Consider the following 648-nt stretch of genomic DNA (forward strand, 5'->3'; position numbering starts at 1 on the left):
CGTCGGGGATGTCGTTGCCGAGCAGGTGGGCGATGAGGCGGTCGGGCACCCGGAGCGGGCGGCCGAGGAAGGGCGCGTCGCGGTCCCCCACGTCCAGCAGGCCGAGCCGGGACAGCGGGGCGGTGGGGTGGAAGTGGTCGCGGGCGAGGGCGTCCAGGGTGGACAGGCCGCAGAGGTCCAGGGCGAGGCCGACGGTGGGTCTGCGCCGGCCGACGTCGTCGTTGAGGTAGGCGTAGAACGTCTCGAAGTTCCGGTCGAGGTCGGGCGCGGCGGCGATCAGCAGGATCGCCGTGTCCTGGTCCGTCAGGTTCAGACGTCGGGCCAGCCGTGCCAACCGGTCGTCGGGGCCGACCGGGGCCGCGCCGTGGAGGGGGTGGTCCGCGAGGATCTCCCCCTCCTCCGGTTCGGCGGGGGTTCGCAGGCGGTGCCGGACGGCGGCCTCCGGCAGGTGGAGGCCGCGCAGCGGGTCCCCGGCGGTGGGGTCGTCCGCCGAGCGGTGTTCGACCAGTGCCGCCACCCGGCGGCGCAGCGCGGTGAGCCGGAGAGCCAGGGGCCCGGCGGGGCCGCCGTGGCCGTCCGGTCGGCCGCGGGCGGCACCGGGTGGTTCCCCGGGCGCCCCGTCGGGCGATCCGTCGGAGGGCTGGGGGC

At 77.5% G+C, this 648-nt stretch carries 1 pseudogene; it reads right to left on the bottom strand.

From position 1 onward, the window contains the following. Positions 1–648, bottom strand: a pseudogene (locus tag FNQ90_RS25905) (ATP-binding protein); the annotation flags it as partial.

Source organism: Streptomyces alkaliphilus, assembly GCF_014141535.1.
Classification (GTDB): domain Bacteria; phylum Actinomycetota; class Actinomycetes; order Streptomycetales; family Streptomycetaceae; genus Streptomyces; species Streptomyces alkaliphilus.